Source organism: Hymenobacter jeollabukensis (assembly GCF_005771675.1).
GTDB classification, from domain to species: Bacteria; Bacteroidota; Bacteroidia; order Cytophagales; family Hymenobacteraceae; genus Solirubrum; species Solirubrum jeollabukense.
This window is the reverse complement of sequence record NZ_VAJM01000005.1, coordinates 222,599-238,407: the sequence shown is the minus strand read 5'-3', so window position 1 is coordinate 238,407 and position 15,809 is coordinate 222,599. Positions and strand designations below refer to the sequence as shown.

Annotated in this window: 13 protein-coding genes; 4 read left to right on the top strand and 9 right to left on the bottom strand. The window is 65.8% G+C overall.

Features of this window, described 5'->3' with window-relative positions:
- Window position 1 precedes the first annotated feature (1 nt).
- Window positions 2–988 carry a methylmalonyl Co-A mutase-associated GTPase MeaB gene (meaB, locus tag FDY95_RS13205; RefSeq protein ID WP_138078235.1) on the top strand — a complete coding sequence of 329 codons (987 nt, stop codon included), beginning with the start codon at window positions 2–4 and terminating at the stop codon, window positions 986–988.
- Between the two features lie 363 nt (window positions 989–1,351).
- Here meaB and FDY95_RS13200 read toward each other — a convergent pair whose 3' ends face one another.
- The 4 genes from FDY95_RS13200 to FDY95_RS13185 all read right to left on the bottom strand — a co-directional run bounded on the left by FDY95_RS13200 (window position 1,352) and on the right by FDY95_RS13185 (window position 7,665).
- The gene (locus tag FDY95_RS13200; protein WP_138078234.1) at window positions 1,352–1,741 is read right to left on the bottom strand and encodes a VOC family protein; all 390 of its coding nucleotides are present in this window, start codon (window positions 1,739–1,741) and stop codon (window positions 1,352–1,354) included.
- An 82-nt stretch (window positions 1,742–1,823) separates the two neighbouring features.
- Window positions 1,824–4,412, bottom strand: a complete 2,589-nt coding sequence (locus tag FDY95_RS13195) for a DUF5916 domain-containing protein (RefSeq protein WP_138078233.1) — start codon at window positions 4,410–4,412, stop codon at window positions 1,824–1,826.
- Window positions 4,413–4,619: 207 nt separating this feature from the next.
- Entirely contained in the window at window positions 4,620–7,256 is a 2,637-nt protein-coding gene (locus tag FDY95_RS13190; RefSeq protein WP_138078232.1) for a M56 family metallopeptidase, read from the bottom strand.
- The gene (locus tag FDY95_RS13185) at window positions 7,243–7,665 is read right to left on the bottom strand and encodes a BlaI/MecI/CopY family transcriptional regulator (RefSeq protein WP_138078231.1); all 423 of its coding nucleotides are present in this window, start codon (window positions 7,663–7,665) and stop codon (window positions 7,243–7,245) included. The genes FDY95_RS13190 and FDY95_RS13185 overlap by 14 nt, the downstream gene beginning before the upstream one ends.
- Window positions 7,666–7,855: 190 nt before the next feature.
- On the opposite strand from FDY95_RS13185, the gene FDY95_RS13180 reads away from it, so the two are divergent.
- Complete coding sequence (locus tag FDY95_RS13180; protein WP_138078230.1) at window positions 7,856–8,512, top strand: hypothetical protein; 657 nt, start codon at window positions 7,856–7,858, stop codon at window positions 8,510–8,512.
- 4 nt (window positions 8,513–8,516) lie between these two features.
- On the opposite strand, the gene folB is transcribed toward FDY95_RS13180, so the two are convergent.
- The 3 genes from folB to FDY95_RS13165 all read right to left on the bottom strand — a co-directional run bounded on the left by folB (window position 8,517) and on the right by FDY95_RS13165 (window position 11,211).
- Window positions 8,517–8,888: a dihydroneopterin aldolase gene (folB, locus tag FDY95_RS13175; RefSeq protein ID WP_138078229.1), complete on the bottom strand. Its 372-nt coding sequence runs from the start codon at window positions 8,886–8,888 to the stop codon at window positions 8,517–8,519.
- Between the two features lie 271 nt (window positions 8,889–9,159).
- Window positions 9,160–10,164: a DivIVA domain-containing protein gene (locus FDY95_RS13170; protein ID WP_138078228.1), complete on the bottom strand. Its 1,005-nt coding sequence runs from the start codon at window positions 10,162–10,164 to the stop codon at window positions 9,160–9,162.
- Between the two features lie 99 nt (window positions 10,165–10,263).
- Entirely contained in the window at window positions 10,264–11,211 is a 948-nt protein-coding gene (locus FDY95_RS13165; RefSeq protein ID WP_138078227.1) for a WD40 repeat domain-containing protein, read from the bottom strand.
- A 126-nt stretch (window positions 11,212–11,337) separates the two neighbouring features.
- On the opposite strand from FDY95_RS13165, the gene FDY95_RS13160 reads away from it, so the two are divergent.
- Window positions 11,338–12,009 (top strand): 4'-phosphopantetheinyl transferase family protein, encoded by a 672-nt coding sequence (locus tag FDY95_RS13160; protein WP_138078226.1) that lies wholly within the window; start codon window positions 11,338–11,340, stop codon window positions 12,007–12,009.
- A 15-nt stretch (window positions 12,010–12,024) separates the two neighbouring features.
- Window positions 12,025–12,636 carry a redoxin domain-containing protein gene (locus FDY95_RS13155; RefSeq protein WP_138078225.1) on the top strand — a complete coding sequence of 204 codons (612 nt, stop codon included), beginning with the start codon at window positions 12,025–12,027 and terminating at the stop codon, window positions 12,634–12,636.
- 109 nt (window positions 12,637–12,745) lie between these two features.
- On the opposite strand, the gene FDY95_RS13150 is transcribed toward FDY95_RS13155, so the two are convergent.
- Window positions 12,746–13,633: a transglutaminase-like domain-containing protein gene (locus FDY95_RS13150; protein ID WP_138078224.1), complete on the bottom strand. Its 888-nt coding sequence runs from the start codon at window positions 13,631–13,633 to the stop codon at window positions 12,746–12,748.
- A gap of 336 nt (window positions 13,634–13,969) precedes the next feature.
- Window positions 13,970–15,697: a ubiquinone-dependent pyruvate dehydrogenase gene (gene poxB / locus FDY95_RS13145; protein ID WP_138078223.1), complete on the bottom strand. Its 1,728-nt coding sequence runs from the start codon at window positions 15,695–15,697 to the stop codon at window positions 13,970–13,972.
- Between the last annotated feature and the right edge of the window lie 112 nt (window positions 15,698–15,809).

Genomic DNA, 15,809 nt, shown 5'->3' with positions numbered 1-15,809 from the left:
TTTGCCCAAACGCCTCACCGCCGACCAGTACATCCAGGGCCTGCGGGCCCACGACCGGCTCGTGCTCAGCCGCGCCATTACCCTCGTCGAAAGCACCCTGCCCGCCGACCAGGCCCTGGCGCAGGAGGTGCTGGCCGCCGTGCTGCCCCATACTGGCCACTCGGTGCGGGTGGGCATTACCGGCGTGCCCGGCGTGGGCAAAAGCACCTTTATCGAAGCCCTGGGCATGCATTTGGTTGACGAAGGCCACCGCCTCGCGGTACTGGCCGTCGACCCCACCAGCCAGCGCAGCGGCGGCAGCATCCTCGGCGACAAAACGCGCATGAATCAGCTGGCGGCGCACCCGCAGGCCTTCATCCGCCCCTCCCCCGCCGGCCGCTCGCTGGGCGGCGTGGCCCGCGCCACCCGCGAGGCGCTGCTGCTCTGCGAGGCGGCGGGCCACGACGTCATCTTCGTGGAAACCGTGGGCGTGGGCCAGAGCGAAACCGCCGTGCACGGCATGGTCGACTTCTTCCTGCTGCTGATGCTGGCCGGTGCCGGCGACGAGCTGCAGGGCGTCAAGCGCGGCATCATGGAAATGGCCGACGCGGTGGTCATCACCAAGGCCGACTCGGGCAACGAGCTGGCCGCCAAACGGGCGCGGGTGGAGTATCAGTCGGCCCTGAGGCTGTTTCCGCACGCCACCTCGGGCTGGGCGCCGGTGGCGCGCACCTGCTCGGCCCTCTCGGGCGAAGGCGTGGCGGGCGTGTGGGAGGAAATCGGCCGTTACCTGGCGCTGACGCAGGGCAACGGCTACTTCGGGCAGCGGCGGCAGGAGCAGAACCTGCAGTGGCTGCAGCACAGCATCCGGGAGGCGCTGGAAGAGCGGTTTTATGCCCGGCCCGAAGTAGCAGCCCGCCTGCCCGAGCTGCAGCAGCGGGTGATGAGCGGGCAGCAGTCGGCCTTCGCGGCGGCGGCGGAGCTGCTCGGGCTGGACGGCGGGGCTTAGTCCGTAGTCGTCGGCAGCGCTGTTTGCTTCTGCCGGAAGATTTGGAAGTCGTTTCCTAACCTTCGGAAGTCACTTCTGAACCCTCGGAACTTACTTCCGAACCTTCCCAAGTCCTTCCCGAACCCTCGGAAGTTCTTAGCTAATCCTCGGAAGTGACTTCCGAGGGTTCGGAAGTTCTTAACTAAACCTCGGGAAGTCTTCCTGAACCTTCGGAAACGACTTACGAACCTTCCCAAATGAGTAAACAACCCTCAGAAGCTGCTTCTGGGGCTTAATCAGGCCGGTTGCTTGCCTGCACAGCCTACACTTCCAGCTTCACTATTCGGTTGACAGCTCCGGCTACTGGTCACGCAACGGCGCCGCCTACTTCAGTTGCAGCAGGTCCCACTTGTTGCCGTAGAGGTCGGCGAAGACGACCACCGAGCCGTAGTCTTCGTGGCGCGGCTCTTCCAGGAACTGCACCCCGGCGGCCTGGTAGCGGGCGTAGTCGCCCTGGAAGTCGTCGGTGTTGAGGAAGAGAAACACGCGCCCGCCGGCCTGGTTGCCGACCTGGGCCCGCTGCTCTTCGGTAGCGGCCTGAGCCAGCAGCAACGCCGGACTGCCCGCGCCAGCCGGGGCCACGCGCACCCAACGTTTGCCTTCACCGCGGTCGGTGTCTTCCAGCAGCTCGAAGCCGAGCTTATTGACGTAAAACTGGATGGCTTCGTCGTAATCCGCGACGAGCAGGGTGATGTTACCGAGGTGTTGGGCCATACGCAAAAATAGCGCGAACCGCCAGAAGACGAAGAGCACGTTAGCTTCGTCTTCTGGCGGTTCGCGGTATTGCTCTACCGGCTTACCCCCGACGCGGGCGCAGCGTCAGGTAATCGAGGTAGTAAAGGATTTTCACCGACAACGAGTTGTTGTGCGGAGTGTTGATGGTGTTCGACAGGTTGTCGAAGTACAGCGGGGTAGCCTGGTTGGCCAGCAGTTCCGAAGAACCAGCGTTTTTCCAGACCACGCTGATCTGCGAGCCGGGCGCAAACCACCAGGAGTACACCATGTCCACATTGAAGGCGTTGTAGGTGTTGTCGCGGTTGCGGCGGTAGTCCACCAGTTCTTCCCCGCCGCCGGGCGTGAGGCGGGCGAAGTCGCGGTAGCGCACGTTGCTGGTGTAGTGGCGCGTGCGGATGGTCAAGGACATCCGGTTGGTGAAGGTGTAAGCCGCCTGCAGCACGTTCGACACCGTCACCACGTCGCGGCGGCCGAGCACCACGTCGTTGAGGAAGGGCTGATCCAGCGGCTGCTTGCTGCTCATCCCGCCGTTGACGTAGCCGATCTGGTTGTGGGAGTAGTTCCAGTCGATGCTGTAGCGGAAGTTCAGGCGGTTATTCACGCGGTAGCGCGGCGAGAAGCCCAGGCCGTAGCCAGCGCGGCGCGGGCGCGGCAGGCGGCCGTCGGCTTCGTAGAGGCGCACGCCGGCGTTCAGGTCCAGGGCCAGCTTTTTGCGGTAGTCCGAGGAGATAAAGCCGCCCACGTTGGCGTTGGCCGGCACGCGCACCCAATACTGGCCCAGCGGGTACTGCCGCGGCTCGTAGTAGTCGCGCGTCACCGGGTTGGCGTCGAAGTTCATGCCGGTGGTCAGGAACAGCTTCGTGAAGGTGGTGTTCCAGCCGCCGTACACGTTCAGGTTCTGGTAGCGCGTGGGCTCGTAGAGCAGCGAATGGGCCACGCCCCACCAGGAGTAGAAGTTGTTGACCTTCCAGAAGGGCTTGTACTTGTTGTAGCTCATGTAAAGCTCCTGGGAGATGTTGTTGTTGCCGAACAGGATACCCAGATCATTCGGGTTGTAAGTGCCCGATTCGATGCCGTGCGAGAGGTTCCAGGTAAAGGCCCCGCTGATTTTGCCCACGCTCACCCGGTACTTGTAGCCGTCCCGGTCGTCGATCTGGTCCTCGGCGCCGAACACCGTGCCGCGCCGCCGCGAGTACACCACGCGCCCGTCGACGGCGTAGGAGTTTTTCTTGTTGGCGAAGCGGAAAAGGCCGCCGGTCACGTTCGCGTCGTAGGTCTGGCCCCAGCGCGTCACGTTGGTGTTGATCAGCGACACGTAGGAGTTGTTTTTCAGCGACTGGTCGAGCACCACGATGTTGTAGTTCGAGAAGGGCTGCGTGAGCACCTTGCGCCGCTCGCCCGAGGCGCTGTCCTGCAGGGTGGCGTACACGTCGCCCGAGAGGGCATTGAACACGCCCACGCCCAGCCCGTTCTTGGTGCGGCCCGAGACCTTGGTCGCGTTCAGCAGCTGCGTCACGCCCGGATTCTGCACCACGTATTCGCCCGCGATGCGCCGGTTCTCGGCGTCGTAGCGTCCCTTGCGCAGCTGCCCACTCACGTTGCCGAAGCCGATGGGCTGGGCGCCCACGCGGCGGGAGTAGAACAGGCCGCCCTTGTTGAACAGCTCGGTGCCCTCGGTGAAGAACTGCCGGTTTTCGGCAAACTGCACCTCGAAGGGCGAGAGGTTGAGCACCTGGTTGTCGCTCTGCACCTGCCCGAAGTCGGGCACCAGCGTCGCGTCGAGGGTGAAGCTTTCGTTGATGCCCCACTTCACGTCGGCCCCGCCGTTGAACGAGGTCGAGGTGTTGCGCTTGCCCTGCTCGTCGAAGGGGTAGTGGTTCACGTAGCCCGACACATAGGGCGTGAGCGAGAGGCGCAGCGGGGGCTTGATGTCGCGCACGCCTTCCAGGGTGCCCCACTGGTTCACGAAGCCGTCGACGGCGGGCTTCACCTCGTTCCAGAAAAAGGCCTGGTTTTCCTTTTTGCGCTGGCGCATAAAGTTGATGCCCCAAAGCTGCTCGGGCTGGTTGGCAAAGCGGATGGCCGAGTACGGAATGCGCAGCTCGGCCACCCAGTCGGTACCCTGAATGGCCGTGCGCGAGTCCCACACGGCATTCCAGTTGAAATCCTCGCCGCCGGCGGGGGAGTAGCGCGCGTCCATCTGCACCCCGCCCGTCGTCACGAAAAAGCCGTAGCCGTTGAGCTTGTCGTGGTAGGTATCGAGAAAGATGCCGATAAAGTCGGTGTTGCCGAAGTTGTCGCGGGCGCCCAGCTCGCGCATGATGGAGTCGGGGCTCACGTCGTGCATGATGGCGCCCACGTAGAGGTTGGCGTCGTCGTAGAGCACGCGCACCTCGGTTTTGTGCTTTTCGGGCGGACCGGGGTTGGGCCGGTTCTGGATGAAGTCGGTGGCAATGGAGGCCTGCTGCCAGGCCGCCTCGTCGAGTACCCCGTCGAGCTTGATGCCGCCGCTGATGCGGGCGGCCTGGAGGTGTTTTTTGGTCGCCGGGGTAGCGGCGGCCGTGGCAGCGCCATCGGTCGTTTTTTGGGCACTGGCCTGCCAGCTCAAGAGCAGACTCAGCAGCAGAACAAGAAGGGCGCGGGGAAACATCAGGAACAAGCGGGAGAAGGGAAGTGCGCGATAGATGAAGCCGCCGGGCCAAGCGTTGCTTAGCGGCGTCGGAATTTGTTTTGTGCTGCAGCCAGCCCGGAAATGTGCTACCTGCCCAAACGCACCGCGGGCCGGCAAGGAATATTTCCCGGCCGGCCCGCGGTGGTTGGGCGCCAAGTGGTTGGCAAACTCAGACTAGCGGCGGCGCTAGTCGGCGGTGACGGTGACGTTCATGTTCACCTTTTCGCCTTTGGTGCCGCCCATCAGCTTGCGGTATTTGGCCGCCACGTCAGCCGACTGCTTTTTACCGTTGACCACCATTTCCGTCCCGTTGAGGCGGAACTGGTAGCTGCGGTCCGCGTCGCCGATCAGCCCGTCCTGCCGCAGCTGGTCGGTGAGGTTCACGCCGTTGACGGTGGTGGTGCGGGGTGCCAGCGGGGCGCGCGGGGCACGGGGCGCCCGCGGGGCTATGGGCGCGGCCGGAGCAACCGGCGGCACTACGCGCCAGGTGCGGGGCGCGGCCGGAGCGGCGGGGGGCAGCGGCGGCTCGGGGGCCGTCCAGTGCTCGGAGTTGGCGTTCGAGTTGCTGCTGAAGATGCGGTTGACGTTGCTGCCGTTGACGTTCAGCATCAGCGTGCCCGATTCGCCGAGGGTACGGCCGGTGCCTTCCTCGTACATCTTGCGGTACTTGGCTGCCACGGCTTCCGACTGCTTCTGCCCGTTCACCACCAGGTCGCGGCCGCTCATCGAGAGCTGAAACACCGAGCGGTCCTTGATGATGCCTTCCTTCACCATGTCGTTGATCATGGCGTCTTCGGCGGCGCGGTTGCGGGCGTCGCGCTCGGCGTGCACCCGGTCCCGCTCGGCGCGGGCTCGGTCGCGTTCGGCTCGCAGCTCGTCGCGCTGACGATTAATTTCGTCGCGCCGGGCATTTTCGGCGTCGCGACGGGCTTCTTCCCGGTCGCGTTGGGCTTCGCGGATGGCTTCGGCGTGCTCACGCTGGGCTTCCGACTGTTCACGTGCCCGTTCGCGCAGCTCGTTGCGCTGGTCGCGGATGTTGTCGAGAGCTTCCTCGATTTTTTCCCGCTCCGATTCGCTCAGGTCGCGGTCGAGGCGGGCTTTGGCCAGCGACTTCTCGGCCGAGGCCAGGGCTTCACGCTGCACCTGCGCCCAGTCATTGCCGCCGTAGTTGAGGGTGTAGTTCAGGCCATTCAGGTGATTGAGCTTCTCCAGCTGGCGCATGTCCAGCTGCAGCTTTTTCATCTGCTGCTGAAACTCGGCGCTGTTGAAATGCTGGTCGAAGTTGTAGTTGAACTTGTAGTCGCCGGGGCCCACGTAGGTATAGGTCTGCCCGCCGTTCGACGGCACCCGGATAACCTGCGTGCGGCTGCCTTTGTCCTTGCTCTTCTCCTTGCCACCGTCGGCCGAAGCCGCGTCGACGCGCTGCCCGTTCACGTACATATCGGTCACGCGGCCCTTCTTGTCTTTCTCGATGATGACGGTGCCCGGCTCGCCCCGACGCCCGGCCCCATCGACCACGACTACCTGGCTGCTTCCCTTGGCTTTGCGCTTTCGTTTGGGGTCGTCATCGTCGCTGGTAGTTACGGTCGTGGTGGCCGTCGTCGTCGTGGTGGTCTGCGTGCGCCGCTCCGGCCGCTCCGATACTTCCCAGGCTTCCGGCACCTCATCGGTGCACACATCTTCGGGCTTGCCGGCCTCGCGGATAAACGGCCGCAGCATGGTGTTGCGCAGCAGGCGCGGGGCTTCGGCAAAGCGCGGGTTGGCCAGGGCGGCGGCGGCGGTAAACGAGAGCAGCAGCAAACCTACCATTACCACGCAGGCGGCCATGAAGCCCTCGGTGAACGTGGGCGCGGTGCGGCCCTGCACCAGGCGGCGCACCCGGCCCAGCAGGGAGCCTTTGGGGCCGGTGGCGGCCATGCTCAGGCGCGGGGCGGCGGTGCGCTCCAGGCCCAGCTCGGCCAGGGCAGCCAGGGCGCGGGCCAGCACCAGCGGGTCGCCGCAGAGGGAGGCGGCCACGTCGTCGCAGCAGTTTTCGCGCTCCGAGCGCAGCGTGGCGGTCAGGAACCACACGGCCGGGTGGTAGAACAGCAGGATTTCGGCCACCGACTGCAGCAGGTTGATGAGGTAGTCGCGGCGTACCACGTGGGCCAGCTCGTGGGCCAGAATGGCTTCCAGCTGCGCCGGGGCGAGGCCGGCCACGGCGCCCATGGGCAGTAGAATCAGCGGCTTGAGGTGGCCCACCACCACCGGCACGCGCACCAAGGACGACTCCAGCAGCTGCACCGGCTTATCCAGCCCGGCGCGCTCGGCGAGGTTGTTCAGGCGCGTCTGCCAGAGCATTCCCAGCGGGCGGGTGCCGTAGTGGCGCAGGCGCTGCACGTAGGCCAGCCCGCCGAGCAGGCGCAGGGTCATGGTGAGCAGGCCCAGCAGCCAGATGGTGACCAGCAGCGGCAGGTTGTGCTCCACGTAGCGCAGCACGGTGGCGGTGCTCAGCGGCCCCTGGGCGGCTACCGCCGCGCCCGTGGCCGCCCCAGCCCCTTCGGCAGCCGCGGGCAGCACCGTGGGCACGGCCGTGGCGGCTACTTCGCTCGTGGGCAGGGCCGTGGAGTAGTAGCGCACGAAGGTGACCAGCGCCAGCAGCAGCACCAGCCCCAGGGCGGCGGCCGTCACGCGGTAGCGCACCTGCGCCGAGTGGCGGCGCAGCACCAGCATCAGCCCGCCCAGGGCCAGGGCCACCACGGCCCCCTGCCACAACGAGTGCAGAATGGTGTAGCCAACGGCGCGCACCAGCGCGGGCGTCAACAGGGTTTCAAGCCAGTTCATCGGGGGTGTCGGTTGCGGATGGTTTTGCTTGCGGGTCGATGTTGTCGAGCAGGTCCCGGATCTGGTCCAGCTCTTCGCGGGTGGTGTGGCGGTTGCCCAGCGCCTGTTGCACCAGCTTCAGGGCCGAGCCGCCGAAGGCCGCTTCCAGCAGCCGGTCGATGAGCTGGCCCTGGGTTTCCTGCTCGCGCAGGGCCGGGCGGTACACGTGGGTGCGGCTGCTGTCGTCGCGGGCGACGATGCCCTTCTCGTGCATCAGCTGCAGCAGCTTCAGGGTGGTGGTGTAGCCCACGTCGCGGCGCTTGCTCAGCTCGTCGTTGACGAGGCGCACCGTGCTCGGGCCGTGTTGCCACAGCACCTGCAGGATTTCCAGCTCCGATTCCGTCGGGCGCGGTATGTTCTTCTTGCTCATCAGGTGGGGTCAGCCTTTACGAACGGCTTCGTACAAACATATACGAAACACGTCGTAGATGTCAAGTTTTTGCTACGAAATATTTCGTTAGCCACCAGAACATAGACTGCAATCTATATGACCGGGCTGCACGCTAGCGGTACTAAAGCTCCGGCAAAGTGGCGCAGAACCCGTTATTTGCGAACTGTTTATGCCCGACACCCCGCCGCCGGCCTCTCCAGCCCTGGCCCGCTTCCGCACCACCTTCTTCGGCGACATCGACCACTACCTGGCCTGGCACGACGGTTACGAAGCCGACACGACCACCCTTGACGCGCTAACGCCCGCCGGGCGCGCCGCCGCCGAGCGGGAGTTGCTGGCGGCCCTGCAAGCTCATTGGACCGACCCACGCGTCATCATTGGCCTGGGCCACCTGCGCAGCCGGGCGGCCCTACCCCTGCTACACGACCACCTGCCCAACGCCGGGGCCTACGTTTTGGCGGCATTAGCCCAGATCGACGCGGCGGCCGTGGACTGGCCGCGCATCGACGCGCTGCTGGGCTCGGGGGCGTCGCCGTATCAGCTGCTGGATATGCTGATGGGCTTGCGGCAGTATTTCAGCCTGGCCCAGCTGCCGCCCGACGTTCCGGTCACGGTGCTGTCCCTGCTCATTCACCCCGAATACCTCGTGCGCTACCACGCGCTGGCCGCGCTGCGCACCTGGTACCACCTGCCCTCAGCAGCCAGCAGCCAGCCCCGCGCCGACCACATTTTCGGCCTGATCTGCTCCGATCAATCGGCCGGTCAACACCGGGAAGCCCAGCGGCTGATTCGGGAGCAGATGCAGGCACGGGGCTACGCCGGCTGAGAGCCTACAGCAGCGGTTGGGGGCGCTTGCGCTTCAGGGTCACGCGGGCGCGCTGGCAGATGCCGCCCACCGGCGGGTTGAACTTCGACACGCTCACCTCCACCCAGCGCACGTGGCCGAACTCGTGCATGATCCGGTCGATGATGCGGTGCGCGAGGTGCTCCAGCAGCCGGGCCGGGGCCTGCATTTCCTCGGCCACCACGCGGTACAGCACCTCGTAGTTGACGGTTTCGGCCAGGTGGTCGGTGCTGCCGGCGCGGTAGAGGTTGGTGCGCACGCGCAGGTCCACGCCGTACTTGTTGCCGATTTTCTGCTCCTCGTCGTAGTAGCCGTGAAACGCGAAGAACTCGAGGCCTTCCAGTGCAATCTGACCCATCGATGGTGAAATGGTGAGGTGGTGAAATAGTGAGTTTGACGGTCAGAGCCCCGACGTGGCAGCTCACGGCGACAACGGTGTCTTTCAGCCAGCCACTCACCCTTGGCAAAGGAAACAAAAAACGCACCCGAAGGGCAGGCACTTCTAACTGCTCAGCAGCTGGCACCGCCCGCTTAAAAGTAGTGGTGCCGCAACTCCAAAGTCGTGGCACCACCGTGGATAATCGTCCGCGAAATCCGTGCAATCCGGAAAATCCGTCTAAATCCGTGGTCTAGATTTCGTCGAAGAACGACTTCTCGGCCTCGGCAGCTACGGCCGGCACGGCGGCAAAGCCGGGGTGCGGCGTAGGCTGCGGGGCAATTTCGGGCGCGGGGGGCGTTACCGGCTGCACGTCGGGCGTGGGGGTAGGCACGTAGGGGTCCGGGGCATTGGGCACGGTGGCCGGCTCGGGCTGGTGCACGCGCTCCGGGTTGGCCACGCCGGGGTTTTCGTAAGGCTCCCGCGGGCTGATTTCGGGGTGCGAGGGCGAGCCGGGCTGGGGCTGCTTGCCCGGCTGCGGCCCGTTCGGCTCGAAGCCAATGGCGCGGGGCTGGGCATCGAAGGAGCCGCCCCCCACGGCGGGCGCGGTGGCGGGAATGGCAGCGGCTGAAGCAGAGGGGGCAGACACGTACATGGCGGGTTCGGTTGCGGGCGAGGCGGGTTCCTCGCGCGTTACCTTTACGCTGGCCGCCCGGGAAAGGATGGCGCCCACCCCCGTGCGCTGCCGCTGTTGGGCCTTGGAGGCCTTTTCCTGCACGGCCCCGGCCAACTGCTGCAGCTCGCGCACCATGCCGTCGTACACATTTTCGAGGCGCTGATGGTCCTCGCCCAGGCCCTGCACCTCGCGCTGCATGTCGGCCACGGCTTTTTCGGCCTGGCGGTAGGCGTCGTCCACCACCGTGCGGGCTTTCTGGCGGGCTTCGGCCAGGATGCGCTCCGCCTCCACCTGGGCTTCGCGCAGCTTCAGCTCAGCCCCCTTCTGGGCCTGGTCGACGATGCTGGTGCTGGTGTCTTCGGCCGTTTTGAGGGTGCGGTAGAGCGAGGTTTCCACCTCGCGCATGCGCTGCACGTCCTGCTGGGCCTGGTCGAGCTGGCGGCGCAGCTCCCGGTTTTCGTCGGTCATCCGCTCCCACTGCTGCGAGAGGGTGAGCAGAAAGCCGTCTACTTCGTCCTTGTCGACGCCGCGGAAGGCGCGCTCAAAGGTTTTCTGCCGGATATCGAGAGCGGTGATTTTCATTGTTGCAGGAGCTAGGAGTGGGAAGCTAGAAGATGGGAGGGGTACTGGCGGCCTGCCAGGCTGACGTGCTACAAGAATGAAGGTCCGGGCTCCTAACTCCTAGCTTCTCTCTCCTAGCTCCTCCGAGATTTGCCAAACGGCCAGGCTACGGTCGTCGCTACACGAAACTAGCCGATTCTGCCGCCCCGACCAAAACAGGCGGTTCACGGAGGTGCCGTGCCCGGCGTGCCGCGCCCGGTCGACCACCCGCAGCAACCGGCCCGAGGCCGCGTCCCAGAGCTTGATGCTCTTGTCCATGCTGCCGGTGGCTAGCAGGCGGCCGTCGGGGCTGAAGCAGAGGTGGTTGATGGCGTAGAGGTGGGCCACCACCGTCAGCGCTTCGGCGTAGTCGTGGTCCGCGTCGTAGGCGCGCAGGTGGGCGTCGCGGCCGGCGGCGTAGAGGCGGCGGCCGTCGGGGCTGAAGGCGCAGGTAAACACGGAGTTGGTGGCCGCTGCCAGGGTATGCTTCACCCGCAGCGAATCGGCGTCGAGCACGCGCAGGCGGTGGTCGGAGCTGCCCACGGCCAGCTCGCCGCGCTCTTCGTACAGGCTCAGGCAGCGCAGGCTTTTGTCGGCCACGCGCACGAGCTGTTCCACGCTGAAGTCGGTGGTGCGTAGCACGGCCAGCGTGCCGTCGCCGAGGGCCACGTAGAGGCGCTGCCGCGGCTCGGAGTAGGCAAAATCGAAGATGGCCAGCGGCGGCAGGGCCGTGGCATGGCGCAGGGATTTGTCGCGCAGGTCGATAACCTGCACGCCCTGGTAGTTGTGCCCGATGACGAGCAGCTGCCGTGCGGCCTCGTAGTGCAACGCGTACACCGAGTTTTCGACCCGGGCCACCAGCTGCCCGTCCTGCTCGGGGGCGTCCACGTTCCAGGCCACCACCAGCCCGTCGGCCCCGGCCGAGTAGAAGGTCGCGTCGGCGGAATGGCCGCTAAGGGCGTATACACAGTCGCGGTGCCCGGTGAGGGCGGCCAGCTTGTGCACTTGCGGGCGGGGCGCTACGGTCATGGAAAGTTCGGGGCAAAAGCGCCGGGCCACCCGGGCCAACGGCAGCGCGAAAGTACGGCCGCCGGGCTGCCCGCAGGCCGTTGCCCCGAAATTCGCTTCCTTCGACCTCCCGCTTACCCCCCTGCCGTGCCGCTGCATAGCCTCACTCCCCTGCCCGCCGCCACTCCTACCCTGCTGGGAATCTGGCACCTCACCGAACCCGCCGATTCGCTGCTCGCGCAGCTGCCCGCCCCGGCCGACTACGCCGCCCTGCTCCCCGCCGGCCGCGACCCGCAGCGCCCGCGGCAGTGGCTGGCCGGCCGCACCCTGGCCCACACCCTGCTCCGGGAGCTGACCGACGCGCCCGCCCTCATCCGCAACGACGCGGCCACCGGGCAGCCGTTCGTCGCCGGGCAGCCGGGGTTCGGCGTGTCCCTCTCCCATTCCGGCGAATGGGTGGCGGCTTTGCTGACCGAGCGCGGCCGGGTTGGCATAGATGTTGAACAAGTGCGGCCCAAAGCGCGGCAGCTCGCCCGTAAGTATCTCACCGACAAGGAGCTGACCGACGCGGGTCTTGATGATGTAAAACACAGCCTGTACTGGAGCGCCAAGGAAACCCTTTACAAGCTTCACAGCCGCCGCCGCCTGCTTTTCAAGGAGCACATTCAGCTGGAGCCATTCGCGCTGGCCGAAACCGGAACCCTCACCGGCCACCTGCTGCCCCCCGACGAAGCTCCTTCGCGCCACCGGCTCGGCTACGAGCAGCTCACCACCGGCTGCGTGCTCACCTGGACTTTTTCTCCCGAACTTCCCCGCTGATTTTCAGCCCCCGATATGTCCTTTCGTCGTCTTTCCCTGCTGGCCGCCGCGCTGCTGCTCACCGCTACCGTGGTTGTCACCTCGGCCCGCGCCCAGACCGCCGTCATTTCCGATTTCACCCTGAAGCGCGCCGATAACTCGGCCCTTACGCTCAGCTCGCTCAGCGGCAAAAAAGCCGTGGTGGTGGTCTTTACCAACCCCGGCTGCGCCTTTTCGCGGGTTTACCAGAGCCGCCTCACCGATCTTGCCAGCGCCTATGCCAGCCAGGGCGTGGAGCTGCTGCTGGTATCGGCCCCCATCCGCCTGATGGACCAGCCCGCCGAGGGCACCGACGTGGGCAAAATCAAGGTCAAAACCACCGGCGCTGAGCCCGCCCTCCTCACCGACGACGACATGAAAACGGCCACGCTGCTGGGCATCAACCGCACCAGCGAGGCGGTGGTGCTGCAGCCCGTGGCGGGCGGCTACACCATCCGCTACCGCGGCGCCATCGACGACAATGCGCAGATGGAAACCAACGTGCGGGAAGCCTACCTGAAAAACGCTATTGATGCCGTGCTGGCCGGGCAAAAGGCCTCCATTGCCAACAAACCGGCCTTGGCAGGCTGCATCATCAAGAAAAACTAGGCGGCGGCCGCGGTCAGAGCAGCCTGCTTGTTCGTTTTTAGCTGACACCAGAACGTCATTCCTTGCTGTGCTCGGAATGACGTTCTGGTGTCAGGATTCACTACTTCTGCTATTCCTCGTCCGGCTCGCCCTCTTCGCTCGGGGCCGCCGCCGGGGTTTCCTCGCCCGTCAGGATGGCCAGCAGCATGCTTACTTCGGCGGCTTTCTCGGGCTCCTGCATCTTCTCGAAGCTCACGGCGAGGTTGCGCAGGGCGCGGCGCACGATGTCGAGGTGCGAGCAGGGCTCGAAGAAGATGTCGTTGGCCGGCAGGTTCAGCTGGGCCACATAGTGCTCGATATCGGTGCGGGTGAGGATGAGGCCGCGGTTGTAGCAGTTGATGTAGAAGGGCTGGGTGTGCGCCTCTTCGGGTCGGTAGGTGAGAATGAAGAGGTTGGGCAGGTTCACGCCGTACACCGGCAGCTTCAGGCGCTGGGCCACCAGCAGGTAAATCACGCAGAGCGTGAGCGGGTTGCCGCGGCGCGTTTCTAGCACCAAGTGCAGCATGGAGTTGGCCGGAGCGTGGAAGTTCTGGGTGTTGGCCGCGAAGCGGTGCACTTTGAACAGCACGTGGTTCAGGGCCCGCACCTGGTCGATGGGCCCCATTTCGGCCGACATCAGCGTCCAGGCCTCGTAGCGCAGCTGCTCGATGGCGCGGTTCAGGGCCTGCAGGTCGGCGTCGGGATATTGGTAGCTGTTGATGAGCCACATGCCCTCCAGCAGGTTTTCGCCGCCCGAGTCGCGCCACACGCGCAGACGTTCCTGCAGCCCCGAAAACTGCAGGTTATGAATCAGCTCTTCCAGGCGCTGCTGCTGCGCCGGGTCGAGGCTTTCCTCCCAGGCTTCTTCCAGAAAGGGAATGACGCTTTCGCCCAGCTCGTGGATACGCTCCTCGATCTGCGGCCGGATTTCGGCGTCGTCGAGCAGCGAGATGAGGGCTTTGAGTTCTTTGTTGGTCATGTAAAGGGCCGGCCGTCCCGGTTCCGGCAGCAACTCGGCGCCCGGTAAAGCACAAATAAACGCAACCGGCGCGGTTTCGCCACGGCCGGGCGGCGGGTTTGTTTGCGCGGCAACGAAAAGGGGCGTCTGTCATCCTGAGCGCAGCGAAGGACATTCCTCCCACCTTGCACCGCCGCCACTAACAACAAGCAGACGTTTTTGCATGGACGTAGAAGCGTAGCTACCGCGCCTCATTTTATGGCGTTGACGGCTGTGCTTTTCGGTTGGTGCAGGGTGCAAGGAAGGTCCTTCGCGTTGCTCAGGATGACGTTCTTTAGCCTACCGATGCCCCTTCTCCTACCGAAACAGATTGGTCTTGGCCAGCTCCAGCAGCTCGTCGCCGCGGCCGTTCATGATGGCTTTGAGGGCATAGACGCTGAAGCCCTTCACCTGCGCGGCCTCGATGGTGGGCGGCATCGACAGCTCGGTGCGCTTCACCACCACGTCGAGCAGGGCGGGGCCGGGGTGGCTGAGGAAGCCGTCGAGGGCCGAGGGCAGGTGGCCGGGGTCCGTCACGCGGATGCCGTGCAGGCCGGCGGCTTCGGCCAGGGCGGCGAAGTTGGGGTTGTCGAGCTCGGTGCCGTAGCTGAGGTAGCCGGCGGCTTTCATCTCCAGCTCCACGAAGGCCAGGCTGGCGTTGTTGTACACGATGATTTTCACCGGCAGCTTCAGCTGGCGCACCGTCAGCAGCTCGCCCAGGAGCATGGCCAGGCCGCCGTCGCCGCAGAGGGCAATGACCTGCTGGCCGGGCCGGGTAAGCTGCGCGCCAATGGCCTGCGAGAGGGCGTTGGCCATGCTGCCGTGATTGAACGAGCCGATCAGGCGGCGCGGCCCGTTCATGCGCAGGTAGCGGGCGGCCCACACGGTGGGCGTGCCCACGTCGCAGGTGAAAATGGCGTCGGGGGCGGCTTGCTCGTCGAGCAGGCGGGTGAGGTACTGCGGGTGCAGGCTGGTGTCGCCGGGCGTGCCGGTGGCCAGCTCGTCGAGGCTCTGGCGGGAGTCGCGGTAGTTGCGCAGGGCCGTTTCCAGGTGGCTGCGGTCGGTTTTGGCATCGAGCAGCGGCAGCAGCCCGCGCAGCGTTTCGGCCACGTCGCCCACCAAGCCGACTTCCACCCGGGTGCGCCGGCCGATGTGCTCGGGACGCACGTCCACCTGTACGGTGCGCACATCCTGGGGCAGAAACTGGGTGTAGGGAAAGTCGGTGCCGAGCATAAGCAGGGCCTCGCAGCTCATCAGCGCCTCGTAGCCGGAATGAAAGCCCAGCAGGCCCGATAGGCCCACGTCGTAGGGGTTGTTGGGCTCCACGTACTCCTTGCCGCGCAGGGCATGCACGACAGGCGCGCCGAGTTTTTCGGCCGCCTGCAGCAGCTCGGCGTGGGCTTCGGCGCAGCCCGCTCCGGCCATGATGGTAACCTTCTTGGCCCCGTTCAGCAGGGCGGCGGCTTCCTGCAGGTCCTGGTCGGCGGGACGCAGCACGGCGCGGCGGCCGAGCACGGGCAGGCGCGGCTCGGGCGCGTCGGGCACTGTTTCGTGGCTCACGTCGCCGGGAATGACGAGCACGGCCACCCCGCGCTGGCCCAGCGCGTGCTGAATGGCGGCCTCGGTCATGCGCACGGCCTGGGTGGGCTGACTCAGTAGCTCGCAGTAGTGGCTGCACTCCTTGAAAGTGGTTTCGGGGTGCGTTTCCTGGAAGTAGCCGGTGCCGATTTCGGGGCTGGGAATCTGGGCGGCCAAGGCCAGCACCGGCACGCGGCTGCGGTGGCAGTCGTAGAGGCCGTTGATGAGGTGGGTGTTGCCGGGGCCGCAGCTGCCGGCGCACACGGCCAGCGTGCCCGTCAGGTGGGCTTCGGCCCCGGCCGCGAAGGCGCCGGCTTCCTCGTTGCGCACGTGAATCCACTCGATGCCCTCCCGGGCGCGGATGACGTCGGTAATGCCATTAAGCGAGTCGCCCACCACGCCGTAGACGCGCGTGACGCCGGCGGCAATGAGGGTGTCGACGATGATTTCGGAGACGGTTTTGGCCATAGCTGCGGTTGGTTGCGGAGCTAGGCTATACGGTCGAGCCGACGCGGCAGACAACATAGGCCGTACCGGCGGGGTGACTCCAATGTAACCGCGGCGTTATTTCATAGGCTCC

Excerpts from the sequence above, each read along its gene's own strand:
- FDY95_RS13155 (WP_138078225.1), top strand. The coding sequence starts at position 12,025 with ATGTCCTTTCGTCGTCTTTCCCTGCTGGCCGCCGCGCTGCTGCTCACC.
- FDY95_RS13180 (WP_138078230.1), top strand. The coding sequence starts at position 7,856 with ATGCCCGACACCCCGCCGCCGGCCTCTCCAGCCCTGGCCCGCTTCCGC.
- folB (WP_138078229.1), bottom strand. The coding sequence starts at position 8,888 with ATGGGTCAGATTGCACTGGAAGGCCTCGAGTTCTTCGCGTTTCACGGC.
- FDY95_RS13170 (WP_138078228.1), bottom strand. The coding sequence starts at position 10,164 with ATGAAAATCACCGCTCTCGATATCCGGCAGAAAACCTTTGAGCGCGCC.
- FDY95_RS13185 (WP_138078231.1), bottom strand. The coding sequence starts at position 7,665 with ATGAGCAAGAAGAACATACCGCGCCCGACGGAATCGGAGCTGGAAATC.
- FDY95_RS13150 (WP_138078224.1), bottom strand. The coding sequence starts at position 13,633 with ATGACCAACAAAGAACTCAAAGCCCTCATCTCGCTGCTCGACGACGCC.
- FDY95_RS13190 (WP_138078232.1), bottom strand. The coding sequence starts at position 7,256 with ATGAACTGGCTTGAAACCCTGTTGACGCCCGCGCTGGTGCGCGCCGTT.
- FDY95_RS13200 (WP_138078234.1), bottom strand. The coding sequence starts at position 1,741 with ATGGCCCAACACCTCGGTAACATCACCCTGCTCGTCGCGGATTACGAC.
- poxB (WP_138078223.1), bottom strand. The coding sequence starts at position 15,697 with ATGGCCAAAACCGTCTCCGAAATCATCGTCGACACCCTCATTGCCGCC.
- FDY95_RS13195 (WP_138078233.1), bottom strand. The coding sequence starts at position 4,412 with ATGTTTCCCCGCGCCCTTCTTGTTCTGCTGCTGAGTCTGCTCTTGAGC.
- FDY95_RS13165 (WP_138078227.1), bottom strand. The coding sequence starts at position 11,211 with ATGACCGTAGCGCCCCGCCCGCAAGTGCACAAGCTGGCCGCCCTCACC.